The organism is Mycobacterium sp. SMC-16 (assembly GCF_046250085.1).
GTDB classification, from domain to species: Bacteria; Actinomycetota; Actinomycetes; order Mycobacteriales; family Mycobacteriaceae; genus Mycobacterium; species Mycobacterium phocaicum.
Genome location: NZ_CP176427.1, coordinates 4,223,331 through 4,236,218 on the forward strand (window position 1 = coordinate 4,223,331; position 12,888 = coordinate 4,236,218).

14 protein-coding genes are annotated in these 12,888 nt (G+C 67.0%); 1 reads left to right on the forward strand and 13 read right to left on the reverse strand.

Going from position 1 to position 12,888, the window contains the following annotated elements:
• Position 1: 1 nt before the first annotated feature.
• The 12 genes from ACJEIK_RS20435 to ACJEIK_RS20490 all read right to left on the reverse strand — a co-directional run bounded on the left by ACJEIK_RS20435 (position 2) and on the right by ACJEIK_RS20490 (position 11,770).
• On the reverse strand, positions 2-1,696 hold the full coding sequence (locus ACJEIK_RS20435) for a CocE/NonD family hydrolase (RefSeq protein WP_409431734.1): 1,695 nt from the start codon (positions 1,694-1,696) through the stop codon (positions 2-4).
• A gap of 167 nt (positions 1,697-1,863) precedes the next feature.
• Positions 1,864-2,385 (reverse strand): hypothetical protein, encoded by a 522-nt coding sequence (locus tag ACJEIK_RS20440; protein ID WP_061004465.1) that lies wholly within the window; start codon positions 2,383-2,385, stop codon positions 1,864-1,866.
• 256 nt (positions 2,386-2,641) lie between these two features.
• The gene (gene ahcY, locus ACJEIK_RS20445) at positions 2,642-4,102 is read right to left on the reverse strand and encodes an adenosylhomocysteinase (RefSeq protein ID WP_061004464.1); all 1,461 of its coding nucleotides are present in this window, start codon (positions 4,100-4,102) and stop codon (positions 2,642-2,644) included.
• A 99-nt stretch (positions 4,103-4,201) separates the two neighbouring features.
• The gene (locus tag ACJEIK_RS20450) at positions 4,202-4,858 is read right to left on the reverse strand and encodes a TetR family transcriptional regulator (RefSeq protein WP_409430202.1); all 657 of its coding nucleotides are present in this window, start codon (positions 4,856-4,858) and stop codon (positions 4,202-4,204) included.
• Positions 4,855-5,040: a rubredoxin gene (locus tag ACJEIK_RS20455; protein WP_061004460.1), complete on the reverse strand. Its 186-nt coding sequence runs from the start codon at positions 5,038-5,040 to the stop codon at positions 4,855-4,857. Before ACJEIK_RS20455 ends, ACJEIK_RS20450 begins: the two co-directional genes overlap by 4 nt.
• Positions 5,037-5,210, reverse strand: coding sequence for a rubredoxin (locus ACJEIK_RS20460; protein ID WP_082761797.1), 174 nt, complete (start codon positions 5,208-5,210; stop codon positions 5,037-5,039). The genes ACJEIK_RS20455 and ACJEIK_RS20460 overlap by 4 nt, the downstream gene beginning before the upstream one ends.
• 2 nt (positions 5,211-5,212) lie before the next feature.
• On the reverse strand, positions 5,213-6,439 hold the full coding sequence (locus ACJEIK_RS20465) for an alkane 1-monooxygenase (protein ID WP_409430203.1): 1,227 nt from the start codon (positions 6,437-6,439) through the stop codon (positions 5,213-5,215).
• A gap of 146 nt (positions 6,440-6,585) precedes the next feature.
• Positions 6,586-7,497 (reverse strand): cation diffusion facilitator family transporter, encoded by a 912-nt coding sequence (locus ACJEIK_RS20470; RefSeq protein WP_061000732.1) that lies wholly within the window; start codon positions 7,495-7,497, stop codon positions 6,586-6,588.
• Positions 7,498-7,520: 23 nt separating this feature from the next.
• Positions 7,521-8,747: a mannose-6-phosphate isomerase, class I gene (gene manA / locus ACJEIK_RS20475; protein WP_061000734.1), complete on the reverse strand. Its 1,227-nt coding sequence runs from the start codon at positions 8,745-8,747 to the stop codon at positions 7,521-7,523.
• A gap of 5 nt (positions 8,748-8,752) precedes the next feature.
• Positions 8,753-9,844 carry a hypothetical protein gene (locus ACJEIK_RS20480; RefSeq protein WP_061000736.1) on the reverse strand — a complete coding sequence of 364 codons (1,092 nt, stop codon included), beginning with the start codon at positions 9,842-9,844 and terminating at the stop codon, positions 8,753-8,755.
• On the reverse strand, positions 9,841-11,220 hold the full coding sequence (locus ACJEIK_RS20485; RefSeq protein ID WP_061000738.1) for a phosphomannomutase/phosphoglucomutase: 1,380 nt from the start codon (positions 11,218-11,220) through the stop codon (positions 9,841-9,843). The genes ACJEIK_RS20480 and ACJEIK_RS20485 overlap by 4 nt, the downstream gene beginning before the upstream one ends.
• 118 nt (positions 11,221-11,338) lie before the next feature.
• Entirely contained in the window at positions 11,339-11,770 is a 432-nt protein-coding gene (locus ACJEIK_RS20490; protein ID WP_061000741.1) for a DUF3499 domain-containing protein, read from the reverse strand.
• 119 nt (positions 11,771-11,889) lie between these two features.
• Here ACJEIK_RS20490 and ACJEIK_RS20495 point away from each other — a divergent pair, with 119 nt between their 5' ends.
• On the forward strand, positions 11,890-12,312 hold the full coding sequence (locus tag ACJEIK_RS20495) for a metallopeptidase family protein (protein WP_061000795.1): 423 nt from the start codon (positions 11,890-11,892) through the stop codon (positions 12,310-12,312).
• A gap of 23 nt (positions 12,313-12,335) precedes the next feature.
• Here the strand turns inward: ACJEIK_RS20495 and ACJEIK_RS20500 are convergent, their stop codons facing one another.
• Complete coding sequence (locus ACJEIK_RS20500) at positions 12,336-12,599, reverse strand: WhiB family transcriptional regulator (RefSeq protein WP_174557686.1); 264 nt, start codon at positions 12,597-12,599, stop codon at positions 12,336-12,338.
• Between the last annotated feature and the right edge of the window lie 289 nt (positions 12,600-12,888).

Consider the following 12,888-nt stretch of genomic DNA (forward strand, 5'->3'; position numbering starts at 1 on the left):
CTCAGTTCGCGATCACCGGCAACGTGATCGACGATGGATGCGAAGGGTCATGCAGGATCGTCTGCGTCGCAACGACGGTCGCCGCATCGCGCCCGAATGGCGCACCAGTGTTGGGATTCGGCGCGAACTGCGGGTAGTCGCTGCTGGAAATCTCGACCCGCACCCGGTCCCCCGGACTGAGTTGGTAACTGGTGGGCCAGATTTGGATGCGGTACTGGTACGGCTGCCCGGGGACGATCGGTGTCGGCGCCGACAGCGAGTCCCGGAACGACGCCCGGAGAATCCCGTTGTTCAGGTTGATGGCCGTCCCGTCGGGCTTGACCACGACCAGCTTGGCCGTGAAATCGGTGTCCACAGCTGAGGATTGGGCCCACAGCGTGACGGTGGCCGCTCCGGTGATCTCGGTGTCACGGGTCACCGGATCGCCCGTGTACACCAATACGTCGGATCGCTGTTCCACCGGCGTCTGGTCGTACGGCCCTTGCGGACCGGACTTGGCACCACAACAGGAGTGCCCGCCCAGGCTCGGCGCCGGATTCAGCGGATCGTAGGTGTAGGTGTCGGCCGGCTGCGGGCCTGGCAGCACCGGCAACAGCTTGCCGTCGCGGTCCGCGATGCCCCCGGCACCGGAGAGGTAGTAATTGATCCATTGTGTCTGTGGCAGTGGCCAATTGGTGGCCGTCTTCCAGGTGTTGGTGCCCATGGTGAAGTAGTCGACGCGAGGCTTGCCCGCCACACCGTTGTCGACGCCCTTCAGGAAATGGTCGAACCAGGCCAGCATCAGCTCGTTGATCGGGCTGTTGCCCACCGCCCCGATGTCTTTGAGCATCGGGGCGGGCTCCGAATCAGCGCGTCCCCATGCGACGTGGTCCCACGGCCCGACCACCAGACGCTGGTTCGAACGCGCAAAGTCGTTGCCACCGTGGGCCACCATCCCGGCGAAGTTCTCCACACCGCCGGCCAGGAAGGCGTCGTACCAGCCCTCGAAGTGCAACACCGGAATTCGCACCGCCGAGTACCGGTCGCGAATGCTGACCTGCTGCCAGAAGGCGTCGCGGGTGTTGTGCCGGACCCAGTCGAAGTACCACGGCGCCACCGCCGGATTGTGCGGCTGCATCGGGGGAAGGTCCTGTTGCGGGCGGAAATTCAGCCATCGGGTCGGGTCGGCCCCGGCGTCCCGCAACAGCCGCTCCGCCTCTGTGTCCCGACGGTTCTGCGCGGCCCCGAGCGCGATCGACTCGATGGCCCACGGCTGCACGAACGCCAGCCGGAACTCGCCGCCCTCGTAAGTCCAGCCATCGTAGTAGTCCGATGCGGTGTTGGCCGGCGCGATGGTCACCAGATGCGGCGGCGCCGTCACCGCCGCAAGCCATTGCGTCGCACCGACATACGACGATCCGTACATGGCGACCTTGCCATTTCCACCGGGCAGGCCGGCCGCCCATTCGACGGTGTCGTAGCCGTCGGCCACGTCGTTGGTGAACTCGCTGAACACCCCGCCGGAACTCCCCTGGCCCCGGACATCTTGCACCACAACGAGATAGCAGTGCGAGGCAAACCAATCCGGCGGCTCGTAGCGCTCCGGCGAGGTCTGCGCCCCGGACTTACCGTACTGCGTGCGCATGAGCAGCACCGGCACAGGTTCAGAGGACCTGGGACGGTAGACATCGGCGCGCAGCACGACGCCGTCGCGCATGGTGGCGCCGACGTCGCGTTCGGTATCGACGGCGCACGAGCCCCGCCCCGTCGCAGCAGGAAATGGAGAGACGGGCGGACGGTCCGCGCCACAGGCGGCCAGCACAGCCAGCACGACCACGAACGCCGTCACGCGGATCAGAGCGCGCACACCACCACGCTAGCCGGTCACGACGGTGCGGGTCCGCCTGACGTCGTCGTCAGCACCAGGACGTTGTCGTCGCGGTCGAGGAACGCCTGCGTGGTCATGCCCGGACCGGAGAAGTGGTTGTTGAGTTCGGGGCCCGACAGGTACGGACCGCCGGGCAGCTCCGACTGCAGAATCTTCTGCACCATCGGCTGCCGATCGGTGGCGGACGGGTGGTACTCCGCCAGCAGTCGCGTGGTCTCGGCAGGAGACAGCTTGACCACCGCGTCGATCCAGTTGACCTTGCCGGCGAGGCTGGGATCACCGCTGTTGTTCCAGGTGACCCACACCGCTTCGTCGGGTTTGCGCAACTGCGGGAACTGCCAGACCAATTGCTGAACGTCGTGTCGGACCATCTCCGGCGGCACCGGCGGTCCTTTCACCGCGGGCGACGTGCTGCCGAAGATGCCGAGGCTGCCCAGATTCACGCTGTCGCAACCGGTCAACGTCGCCCCGACGACGGCCAGCAACGCGATGCGTCTTGCCCAGCGGTTCTCCTGCATGGCCGACGTCCCTTCACGAGGGTGCCCTGGTGTGCGCAAATTCTAACGCCGATGTCCGCTCGCCAGCAGATCTTCAGCAAACACGGAAACCGCGTCGCACAAATCGTAATTGTCGCCCATTACAAAATAATTACCGGCGGTTGAACCCCGTCAGCTAATTCATCGGGATGTGCCGGGCCCGGCAACCGCAAAAACCCCCAATTCCCGTGGGAATTGGGGGCTTTCGCGTGTGCTGGCGCGAACTACGCAAACAGACTCAGTAGCGGTAGTGCTCCGGCTTGTACGGGCCGTCGACGTCGACGCCGATGTACTCGGCCTGATCCTTGGTGAGCTTGGTCAGCGTGCCGCCGAGAGCCTCGACGTGGATGCGCGCGACCTTCTCGTCGAGGTGCTTGGCCAGGCGGTAGACCTCGTTGTCGTATTCGTCGTTCTTGGTCCACAGCTCGATCTGGGCGATGACCTGGTTGGAGAACGAGTTCGACATCACGAACGACGGGTGGCCGGTGGCGTTGCCCAGGTTGAGCAGACGGCCCTCGGACAGCACGATGATCGACTTGCCGGTGTCACCGAAGGTCCACAGGTCGACCTGCGGCTTGATGTTCAGCTTGGTGGCGCCCGACTTCTCGAGGGCCGCCATGTCGATCTCGTTGTCGAAGTGGCCGATGTTGCCCAGGATGGCCTGGTTCTTCATGGCCTTCATGTGCTCGAGCAGGATGATGTCGTAGTTGCCGGTCGCGGTGATGACGATGTCGGCGTCGGCGATGCCCTGCTCGACGGTGACGACGTCGAAGCCGTCCATCAGCGCCTGCAGCGCGTTGATCGGGTCGATCTCGGTGACCGCGACACGCGCGCCCTGGCCGGCCATCGACTCGGCACAGCCCTTGCCGACGTCGCCGTAGCCGCAGATCAGGACCTTCTTGCCACCGATCAGCACGTCGGTGCCGCGGTTGATGCCGTCGATCAGCGAGTGGCGGGTGCCGTACTTGTTGTCGAACTTGCTCTTGGTGACCGAGTCGTTGACGTTGATGGCCGGGAACGCCAGCTCACCCGCGGCGGCGAACTGGTACAGCCGCAGCACACCGGTGGTGGTCTCTTCGGTGACGCCCTTGACCGACTCGGCGATCTTGGTCCACTTGGTCTTGTCGTTCTCGAAGCCGTTGCGCACCAGCTCCAGGAAGACCTTCCACTCGGCCGAGTCGTCTTCCTCGGCCGGCGGCACGACGCCCGCCTTCTCCCACTGCGCGCCGCGCAGCACCAGCATGGTGGCGTCGCCGCCGTCGTCCAGGATCATGTTGGCCGGCTCGCCGTCCCAGGTGAGCATCTGCTCGGCGCACCACCAGTACTCCTCCAGCGTCTCACCCTTCCAGGCGAAGACCGGGGTGCCCTTGGGCTCCTCGACGGTGCCGTGCGGGCCGACGACGACGGCCGCGGCCGCGTGGTCCTGGGTGGAGAAGATGTTGCAGGAAGCCCAGCGCACCTCGGCACCGAGGGCGGTCAGCGTCTCGATCAGCACGGCGGTCTGCACGGTCATGTGCAGCGAGCCCGAGATGCGCGCACCCTTCAGCGGCTGCACATCGTGGTACTCGCGCCGCAGCGCCATCAGACCGGGCATCTCGTGCTCGGCGAGGCGAATCTCCTTGCGGCCGAACTCGGCCTCGGACAAATCGGCGACCTTGTAGTCGATGCCGTTACGGACGTCTGCCTTCAATTCCGTCATGGATTAGAGCCCCATTCATTCGTTCCACTGGAGTGACCCCATGGCCTGCGGGCTCGCGGGACAGGCGCCAGGAATCCTGCTCGAATGGCGCGCTGACGGCTACGGGGCTTCCCCACTACCGTAACGGTCGGCGAATGGCGTCATGAGCCGGGCCAGGTCAGCGGCCACATCATGGTCCGCTTCCGGCGGCATTGACACATAACTGATCGCCAGCCGGACGATCGCCCGGGCGAGCACCCCGGCATCGTCGTCGCAAATCTGCACCCAGCTGCCGCGGAACGCCTCGGTGAGGCGCTGCGAGCAGTGCGAGATGATCGGCGCGCTGTCGGTGGTGATGATCTGCAGCAGATCCGGCTTCGCGACGCCCGTCAGCAACGAGATGACGAGCGGATCGGACGCCGACTCGGTGAAGAACATCCGGAAGCCCTGCAGGAACGCGGACTCGATATCTCCGACATTGGCGTAGATGGCGTGCTCGACGGCGTCGACCAGGCGGTCGGCGAGGCGCATCGCGTAACCCTCGGCGAGGCCCTGGCGCGAGCCGAATTCGTTGTAGATGGTCTGCCGGCTGATGCCGGCTGCACGCGCGACATCGGACAGCGTGATCGATGACCAGTCCTTGGCCAGCAACAGCTCTCGCATGCCGTCCAGGATCGAATGCCGCAGCAGGACCCGTGAGGCCTCGGCGTACGGCACCCGAGGTGCCGCGGGGCGCGACACCTCGGGTCCGTCCGGTACTGCGGCCGCGGCGGTCACGACGCCACGACCTCCACCATTTCGAAGTCGGCCTTGGCGGCGCCGCAGTCCGGGCAGCTCCAGTCCTCGGGGATGTCGGCCCAGCGGGTGCCCGGGGCGATGCCGTCCTCCGGCCAGCCCTTCTCCTCGTCGTACTCGAAGCCGCACTGCAGGCAGACGAACTTCTTGAACGGCTCGCTCATGAACTCACTCCTACCGATTCGAAATCGACTTTCTCGCGGACCGCGCAGTCCGGGCAGCACCAGTCGTCGGGGACATCGTCCCACGCCGTGCCCGCCGGGAATCCTTCACGCGGAGCGCCTTTGGCCTCGTCATAGACATAACCACAGCCGGGGCAAGCGTAGGCACTCATGCTCAGGCCACCGCCCCGTACTTGGCCATCACCTTGTCACGCACCCGCGGGTGGACGTTGACCTTGGTGATGTCGCCGTCGTAGTGCTCGATGACGCGGTGGTCCATCATCCGGCGCCACAGCGGCGGGATGTAGGTCAGCCCGATCAGCGTCGCGTAGCCACTGGGCAGGTTCGGTGCGCCGTCGATGCTGCGCAGCGTCTGGTAGCGCCGCGTCGGGTTGGCGTGGTGGTCACTGTGCCGCTGCAGGTGGTACAGGAACAGGTTGGTGACGATGTGGTCGGAGTTCCAGCTGTGCACGGGCGCGCAGCGCTCGTAGCGACCGCTCTCGGTCTTCTGCCGCAGCAGGCCGTAGTGCTCCAGGTAGTTGACCGACTCCAGCAGGCTGAATCCGTAGATGGCCTGGATCAGGACGAACGGGATGAGTGCCGGGCCGAACACCGCGATCAGGATGCCGAAGAACACCAGCGACATGAGCCACGCGTTGAGGACGTCGTTCTTGAGGTAGGTGCGCGGGTCCCACGGGCTGCGGCCGAGACGACGGATGCGCTGGGCCTCCAGCTCGACCGACGACTTCAGCGCGCCCCACACCGTACGCGGCAGGAACTCCCAGAAGTTCTCACCGAAGCGCGCCGACGCCGGGTCCTCCGGGGTCGCGACGCGGACGTGGTGACCGCGGTTGTGCTCGATGTAGAAGTGGCCGTAGAACGTCTGCGCCAGGGTGATCTTGGCCAGCCAGCGCTCCAGGTTCTCCTTCTTGTGTCCCATCTCGTGGGCCGTGTTGATGCCGACGCCGCCCAGCACACCGACCGACAACGCGACACCGAGCTTGGCCCACCAGGCCAGCCCGCCGTCGAAGCCGAGCCAGCTCAGGTCCTTGGCGGTGAACAGGTACGCGCCGAGGATGACGCTGGCGTACTGGAACGGGATGTAGACGTAGGTGCAGTAGCGGTAGTACTTGTCGTTCGCCAGCTGCTCCATCATCTCGTCGGGCGGGTTCTCCCCGTCGGGCCCGAACTTCAGGTCGAGGATCGGCAGCAGCACGTAGAGCAGGCCGGGGCCAATCCACAGCGGCACCTGCGCGAGCACATGCCAGCCGGCCTGGTTCAGTGCCCAGATCAGCGGGAGCATCACGAACAGCGCGGTGGGCGCGATCAGGCCCATGAGCCACAGGTGACGCTTGCGATCGCGCCATTGCTCAACGTTGACGTCGGATACCTCGACTGACACGGGTCCACCTCCATTGGTTGGGCCGACAACTTGTGATCTTGACTATAGACCGCATTTTGTCGCCGGTCTAGACAACGGAGGCAATTTTGTAAAACGACTTGTGGTAGCCGTCACCGCCGCAGGTGACTGCGGGTGTTCCGGCGGTCTCAGCCGCGGTAGAGGTCGGGCTCGATGTAGATGATGCGGGCGTTCGGCACCGCGGCCCGGATCGTCACCTCGGCGGCGTCGATCGTGGCGGCGACGGTCGCCAGATCGGTGTTGGGCGCCAGCGCGATCTTCACCCCGACGAGCATCTCCTCCGGCCCCAGGTACTGGGTCCGGAGGTGGATGACACGGTCGATGTGCGGCGTCTGCTCAAGTGCGTTGCGGATGGCGCCGGTCTCGTCGACCGTCGCGCCCTCACCGATCAGCAGGCTCTTCATCTCGACCATGAGCACCACCGCGATGATGCCGAGCAGCACACCGATCGCCGCGGTGCCGATGCCGTCCCACACCGGGTCGCCCGTGAGCATCGACAGGCCCACACCGCCCAGGGCCAGCACCAGACCGATCAGCGCGCCGCTGTCCTCCAGCAGCACTACCGGCAGCTCCGGGTTGCGCGAGGTCCGGATGAATCGCCACCAGCTGCCGGCGCCCTTGAGCGGACGTGATTCCTTCACCGCGGTGTAGAAGCTGTAGCCCTCCAGCCCGATCGCCACGACCAGGATGGCGACGGCGACGACGGGCGACGACAGCGGCTCGGGGTGGGTGATCTTGTGGTAGCCCTCGTACAGCGCGAACATCGCACCGAGGCTGAACAGCACCAGCGCCACCACGAACGAGTAGAAGTAGCGACTGCGGCCGTAGCCGAACGGGTGCAGATGGTCGGCGTCCTTACGCGCCTGCCGTTGCCCCCACAGCAGCAGCCCCTGGTTGGACGTGTCCGCCAGCGAGTGCACCGACTCCGCGAGCATCGACGAACTGCCCGTGATCAGGAAGCCGACGAATTTCGCCGCCGCGATCCCGGCATTGGCCAACAGCGCCGCGATGATCGCGCGCGCACTCCCCGAGGCCGACATGACCCGCCCTTTCGTAGGTTTTTCTAGATCCCGACCGTCGCACGGAACACCGTCGACGGTTCTTCAGCCACCAACCGCACGGGACCCTCCCCGGCAGCGATCCAGGCGGCGGCGCCCTTGTTCAGGGTCAGCTCGCCACCGGCGGAATGCACCTGCACCCGGCCATGCGTGCCCAGCAGAATCTGCGGGCCGGCGTGCCCTTGGGGCACCTCGACCACGCTGCCCACCCGGTCGTCGTCGATCCGCAGGATCGTCACCGCGAATTCCGGTGCGGGCGTGTCGAAAACCTCTTCGACGCCGTCATCGGCCGGCCGCGGATGGATGGGCCGACCATCGGTCGGGGTGAAGTCGAGAACCCGGAGAAGCTCCGGCACATCCACGTGCTTGGGCGTCAGACCACCGCGTAACACGTTGTCGGAGTTGGCCATGACCTCGAACCCCATGCCGTGCAGGTAGGCGTGCAGATTGCCGGCGGGCAGGTAGATGCCCTCCCCCTCGACCAGGCTGATGCGGTTGAGCAGCATGGCGGCCAGCACGCCGGCATCACCCGGGTACCGCTCGCCGAGCTCGAGCACCGTCTTGGCCTCGGGCGCGAATTCTGTTGCCCCCGAACGGATGTAGTTCACCGCACCGTCGAGAACGGCCGGCACCAGGACGTCGAGATCGGGCTGCGGCAGGGTGATCCAGGTGGTGAAGACGGCTCGCAGCCCGGCCGCGTCCGACTGGCCGGCCAGCAGGTTGATGTACGGATCGAGGTCGGACACCGCCAGCGCCCGCATCAACTCGACGGTGCGGGCCACCGGCCGGAACCCGGCGAGCGCCTCGAACGGGCCGAGGGCCACGATCAACTCGGGCTTGTGGCTGCGGTCCCGGTAATTGCGGTTGCGCGCGTTGAGGGCAATGCCTTGGCGCTCTTCACGATTGAAGCCTTCGGCAGCCTGCTCGGCACTGGGATGGGCCTGCAGCGACAGCGGTTCGTCGGCGGCCAGCACCTTCGCCAGGAACGGCAACGACTCACCGAACCGGGCCACGACCTCGGGCCCCAGTTCGCCCGCGGGATCGGCCCGGATGACGTCCAGCAGCGACACCTCGCCGTCGGCCGTCTCCAGTCGCGCCGGGTCCCCGGGGTTCGCACCCAACCACAGCTCAGCCTCGGGATGCGCTGAGGGACTTGGTCTTCCGGCGAAATCGGCCAAGGCGGTACGCGACCCCCAGGCGTAGTTCCTGACCGCGCCTCGTAGCAGATGCACTATGTCTAACCTCGAACCAGTTTCAGGTAAACGGCCGTCATCTCCAGCCGGACCGCCAGCATCGCGATCTGTTGTTCCAAGCGACTTCCCGGCACCTGCAGCCCCGCGTCGGGCACGTCGTCGGCGCTGAGCACGTCGACGTCGCCACCGAGCGCGTCCATCCGGGCGATCACGCCGGGACGTTCCTCGTCGGCACACAGCACCACGGTGCGGACCCGCGCCGGCACCGGTCCGTCGATCTCGGGGTCGTGGAAAAGCGAGTCCTCGTAAGACATTTCGACCGTCTCGCGGCCGAGCCCACCGTGCAGCGCCACCAGAGCGTCGGAGCCGCCGGTCGCGGTCACGAGCTGATGGGCCACCCGCAGCAGCACCGTCGCGGCATGGCGGACCAGCGCCAGCATCGCCGCGCCCTCACCGGCAAGCACCACCTGCCGGCCGGACATCCGCTCGGCCAGGTTCTTGGCCGGGTTGGTGAAAATCTCGCGGGCCGCACTGTTGCGCAGGGCCTCGGCGTCCAACTCGTCGGCCAGGGCCTCCAGGTCGATGCGCAATGCCGGGTCGACGACCATCATCGTCGCGAGTCCCGCGGCCAGGTAGCGGGTGAGGCCGAAGTCGTCGGGCACCCCCAACCGCGGCGGCAGCACCACCGCGCGCCCGGCGGCCGCATCGCGCAGCGGGCCGTCGTTGGGCGCCACCACGATCACGCGCGCGCCGCGCCGCACCCCGGTCGCCACCGCGGTCACCAGCGCCGGGTCGGCCGCGTCATCCCCGGCCACCACCACGACGTCCAGCGCGCCGATCCACGGCGGCACATCCGGGGTGACCACGAGCGGGATCGCCGACGTCGCGCCCAGTGCCGCGGCCAGCACGGTCCCCGCCGCGCCGGGAGCTCCCGACATCCCGCGCCCGCACACCCAGGTGACGGTTCGCGGACGTTGATCCGAGCGCAGTTCGTCGAGTTCGCCTTCAGTGAGCGCCGCGGCGACCGCGCGGGTCTGTGCGCCGGCCATCGACGCGGCCCGCAGCAGGCCGTCGCGGTCGGCCGCGATCAGACCCTCGACATCGTCGAGGTCCAGGGTCGCCGGGGCGGCACTCATGGCGCAGACGCCCTGATCTGCGCCGCGATGTGTTCGACGATCTGGTCGACTTCCACGCGCGTGCGGGATTCGACGTTGAGCCGCAACAGCGGCTCGGTGTTGGAGCTGCGCAGGTTGAACCAGCGCCCGTCGCCGAGGTCGACGGTCACACCGTCGAGTTCGTCGGTCGAGGCGATGTCGCTGCCGTACGACGCGAGGACCGCCCGCACGCACGCCGGCGCGTCGGCGACGGTGAAGTTGATCTCGCCGGACGCCTCGTACCGCTGGTACTTGGCCATCAGTTCGGACAGCGGACGGTCCTGTTCCCCGAGCGCGGCCAGCACGTGCAGCGCGGCGAGCATGCCGGAGTCGGCGCCCCAGAAATCGCGGAAGTAGTAATGCGCGGAATGCTCGCCACCGAAGATCGCGTTGGTCTCGGCCATCAGCGCCTTGATGTACGAGTGGCCGACGCGGGAGCGCACGGCCGTGCCGCCGCGCTCCTCGATCAACTCGGGCACCGCGCGTGAGGTGATCAGGTTGTGGATGACGGTCGCGCCGGACTCGCGGGCCAGCTCGCGATCGGCGACGAGCGCCGTCACGGCCGACGGCGACACGGGGTCGCCCTTCTCGTCGACGACGAAGCAGCGGTCGGCGTCGCCGTCGAACGCCAGGCCGATATCGGCGCCGTTCTCGACGACGTGCTTCTGCAGGTCCACCAGGTTGGCCGGATCCAGCGGGTTGGCCTCGTGGTTGGGGAACGTGCCGTCGAGTTCGAAGTACAACGGCAGCAAGGTGATCGACCCGACGGTGCCCAGCACGGCCGGCGTGGTGTGCCCGCCCATGCCGTTGCCGGCGTCGACCGAGACCCGCAGCGGACGCAGCGCCGACACATCGACCAGCGAACGCAGGAATGTGCCGTACTCGGCGAGCACGTCGCGCTCCTCGACCGTGCCGGCCGCTCCGTCGTGACCAGGCACGCCGTCGATGACCTCATTGCTGATGTCGGTCAGACCGGTCTCCTTGCCGACGGGCTTCGCGCCCGCCCGGCACAACTTGATGCCGTTGTAGGCGGCCGGGTTGTGGCTGGCCGTGAACATGGCGCCCGGGCAGTCGAGGAGACCCGAGGCGAAGTAGAGCTGATCGGTCGACGCCAGCCCGATCCGGACCACGTCCAGACCCTGCGCGGTGACCCCCTCGGCGAACGCCGTGGCCAATGACGGTGAGCTGGGCCGCATGTCGTAGCCGACGGCCACCCGGGTGGCGCCCTCGGCGCGCATCAACCGGGCAAATGCTCCGCCGACATCGGCGACGAACGACTCGTCGATCTCCTCGCCGACCAGCCCACGCACGTCATATGCCTTGATGACGCGCTGTACAGAGGCAGCAGGCCGAGACATAGCCCTCCCGATCTCATCGTTCGCAGACCACTGCATTACCGAGGGTCTGTGACAGTCAGCCTATCGGCTGACCCATCTGCCCGCGGACGGTCGGTGGGGTTCGGTAGGACTTGTGTCGCTAACTCTCAGGCGGATCCGGCAACACCCGGAGATGGCCGCGCCGCCGCCCGTTGTGCTGCGTGCGCGGTGCGGGCGGGGCCATGACCGTGCCGCCGGGTGTGCCGGCGTGGCTGCCGGGCAGCGGATCGGTGAAACCTGTTGGGATGCCACCGCGGGACGGCGCGTCGCGCCCCTCGCGCACCGCATCGGCGAGCGCGACGAGGTCGTCGTCCTCAGAGGGCGTGGGCAGCGGACCGGCGTGGCGGACCAACTCCCACCCGCGGGGCGCGGTGATGCGACTGGCGTGCGACACACACAGGTCCCACGAATGCGGCTCCGACGCGGTGGCCAACGGACCTACGACTGCCGTGGAATCCGAGTAGACAAACGTCAGCGTCGCCACGGCGTAGTGCGGGCAACCTGGCCGGCAGCAGCGACGGGGAACATTCACTCGGCGAGATTATCGCGCCGCCGACGCGCCCACTGCCGGACACGCGCGTCGCGGGCACGTCGATCTCCAACCGTTACTATCGGCCGATGGCCCACTCGCGTGTGCGCCGCCGTCGCGGCATGCGCGGCCCGCTACTCCCCCCGACCGTTCCCGGATGGCGCAGTCGCGCCGAGCGATTCGACATGGCGGTCCTCGAGGCCTACGAACCCATCGAGCGCCGGTGGCGCAATCGGGTGTCCGGACTCGACGTCGCCGTCGACGAGATTCCGCGGATCTCCCCCAAGGATCCCGATGCCATCCAGTGGCCGCCCGAGGTGATCGCCGACGGGCCGGTGGCGCTGGCGCGGCTCATCCCGGCCGGCGTGGACGTTCGGGGTAATTCGACACGGGCGCGAATCGTCTTGTTCCGCAAGCCCATTGAACGGCGGGCGAAGGACTCCGTTGACCTCGCCGACCTTCTGCACGAAATTCTCGTGGCGCAGGTAGCCACTTATCTCGGCGTTGAACCGTCGGTGATCGACCCGACCATCCTTGACGACTAGTCGGTCGATCTACCCGCGGTGTGTCAGATGACGCCGCGCTTGATCCGCCGGCGCTCGCGCTCCGACAGACCGCCCCAGATGCCGAAGCGCTCGTCGTGCGCCAAGGCGTACTCGAGGCACGCGTCGCGCACCTCGCAGCCCTGGCAGATGCGCTTGGCTTCGCGGGTCGAGCCACCCTTCTCAGGGAAGAAAGCCTCGGGGTCGGTTTGCGCGCACAGGGCACGCTCCTGCCACTGGTCTTCCGTGAGCTCGGGTTCGTTGTCGATGTGATCGGGCACCAGACTCAGCTGCGGCCGTCCGGCGACGACGTGCTGAACGGGTCCGGTGTTCGTGTGCGGTGCGGTCCCAACAGAGCCGAGCATCCGCCCGTCGAATTGCACCACGTGATCGAAATCTGCGTGTTCGTAAGACATTTGCCGCCTCCTCCCCTGCTTTACGTAGTTCTCAAAACGGAGTCCAACTACTTGCCCTGCGTGCCGTGAGTGGCGAACAATATTCGAACAAACGGTCGAATCTCGGTCTGCTGCACCGGAACCGGTAAACAAACCGGGAATGACACTGTTGTGATTACACACG

Coding starts and splice junctions, on each gene's coding strand:
- ACJEIK_RS20455 (WP_061004460.1), bottom strand. CDS start 5,040: ATGAGCGAGCCGTTCAAGAAGTTCGTCTGCCTGCAGTGCGGCTTCGAG.
- ACJEIK_RS20470 (WP_061000732.1), bottom strand. CDS start 7,497: ATGTCGGCCTCGGGGAGTGCGCGCGCGATCATCGCGGCGCTGTTGGCC.
- ACJEIK_RS20480 (WP_061000736.1), bottom strand. CDS start 9,844: ATGAGTGCCGCCCCGGCGACCCTGGACCTCGACGATGTCGAGGGTCTG.
- ACJEIK_RS20440 (WP_061004465.1), bottom strand. CDS start 2,385: ATGCAGGAGAACCGCTGGGCAAGACGCATCGCGTTGCTGGCCGTCGTC.
- ACJEIK_RS20460 (WP_082761797.1), bottom strand. CDS start 5,210: ATGAGTGCCTACGCTTGCCCCGGCTGTGGTTATGTCTATGACGAGGCC.
- ACJEIK_RS20435 (WP_409431734.1), bottom strand. CDS start 1,696: ATGCGCGACGGCGTCGTGCTGCGCGCCGATGTCTACCGTCCCAGGTCC.
- ACJEIK_RS20485 (WP_061000738.1), bottom strand. CDS start 11,220: ATGTCTCGGCCTGCTGCCTCTGTACAGCGCGTCATCAAGGCATATGAC.
- ACJEIK_RS20495 (WP_061000795.1), top strand. CDS start 11,890: ATGCGCGGCCCGCTACTCCCCCCGACCGTTCCCGGATGGCGCAGTCGC.
- ahcY (WP_061004464.1), bottom strand. CDS start 4,102: ATGACGGAATTGAAGGCAGACGTCCGTAACGGCATCGACTACAAGGTC.